Genomic DNA, 1,569 nt, shown 5'->3' on the forward strand with positions numbered 1-1,569 from the left:
AAAAGAGGGCATCTCGCAGATGTTAGTTTCCCATACCCGCGCGGCCGTGTCAGTTTCCTTTGACGAGAAAAATCTTGTGTCGCCCACCGGCCTTGTCCCGGTGATGCGTTTGGCCCAGGACGCGGGCCTGCATTCGTTGGCGGATGAGTGGTTGTCCGTGCCGACGGACAAGGGAGCGAACGCTGGGTTGAAGGTTGCCGCCCTGGTGGCGGGCATGGTCGCCGGGGCCGATTCCATTGATGACATGGCCATACTGCGCCACGGCGGGATGAAGAAAACCTTCAAGGGTTGTTATGCCCCGTCAACGCTGGGTTCGTTCCTGCGTTCCTTCACCTTCGGGCACGTGAAACAGTTGGATGCTGTTGCATCCCGGTTCCTGGTCAACCTGGCCCGGACGGCGCCCTTGTTTGGTGCCCCGTCCGGGGAAGACTTCGTCTTCGTCGATGTGGATGACACCATCATCGAAGTTCACGGATACCTGAAGCAGGGCTCCGGTTACGGCTACTCCAAGGTCCGGGGACTGAACGCCGTCCTTGCCACCGCCTCGAGGGAAGACACGGCCCCGGTGATCATCGCCCAGCGCCTGCGCAAAGGGGCCGCGAACTCCGCCCGCGGCGCGAACAAGTTCGTCACCGAGGCTCTGGGCACGCTCAAACGCACTGGCGTCACCGGCCCGGTGGTGTGTCGTTTTGATTCGGCCTACTACGGGCACCCCACCATCAGTGCAGCACTGGCTGGTGGTGCCGATGTCACGGTCACGGTGCCGATGAACAAAGCCGTCAAACGCACCATCACCCAGATTACGGAGGATGCGTGGACGCCGATCAAGTACACCAACGCCATCTATGACGAAGACGCCCAAGCGTGGGTGTCAGTGGCAGAAGTAGCGGAGATCCCGTTCACCGCGTTCTCTTCCAAGAAGAAGGTCGACCAGGTCCCCGGGCGCCTGGTCGTGCGCCGCATCCCCGAGCTGAACCCCAAAGCGACCCAGGGGCAGCCGACGCTCTTTGACACGTACCGCTTCCATGCCTTCTTCACCACCATTGATGGAGCAACATTGGACGCTGTTGCCGCTGACAACGTGCATCGCAAGCACGCCCGGATCGAGCAAGTCAACGCCGATTTGAAGGACAGCGCCCTGGCCCACCTGCCCTCGGGAAAGTTCGCCGCGAACTCGGCTTGGCTGGTCGCCGCGGTCATGGCCTACAACCTCACCCGCACCGCAGGAGTCCTCGCCGCTGGCCAGTTCACCAAGGCCAGGACCGGCACGATCCGCCGCAAAATAATCAGCGTCCCGGCCCGGATAGCTTCCAGCGCCCGCCGAATGACCCTTCACCTGCCAGCATCCTGGCCATGGCAAGAAGCATGGGAGAACCTCTTCGCCGCCACCCACGCACCACCACAAGCCGCATAGAACCCGTCAACCCAGCCGAACCCGGCGCAACCCAAGGAACCAAAAGTGGAACACCAACGGCAGCAAGGCCGGCCGTACCACTGCCCAAAAACACCAAACCACCAAAAAACGGGATTCAGTCAGTCCCCAAACCGGATCGGTGGATCAAGGCTAAG

Annotated in this window: 1 protein-coding gene; it reads left to right on the top strand. The window is 61.7% G+C overall.

The genetic code is table 11. From position 1 onward, the window contains the following. The first annotated feature begins 19 nt into the window (after positions 1–19). Positions 20–1,414, top strand: a complete 1,395-nt coding sequence (locus ACT3TS_RS19610) for an IS1380 family transposase (protein WP_444533206.1) — start codon at positions 20–22, stop codon at positions 1,412–1,414. Positions 1,415–1,569: the final 155 nt, after the last annotated feature.

This window comes from Specibacter sp. AOP5-B1-6, assembly GCF_052376555.1.
Lineage (GTDB): Bacteria > Actinomycetota > Actinomycetes > Actinomycetales > Micrococcaceae > Specibacter.

What these genes read in the sequence shown, in the direction of transcription:
- ACT3TS_RS19610 (WP_444533206.1), top strand. Translation starts at nt 20, where the DNA reads ATGTTAGTTTCCCATACCCGCGCGGCCGTGTCAGTTTCCTTTGACGAG.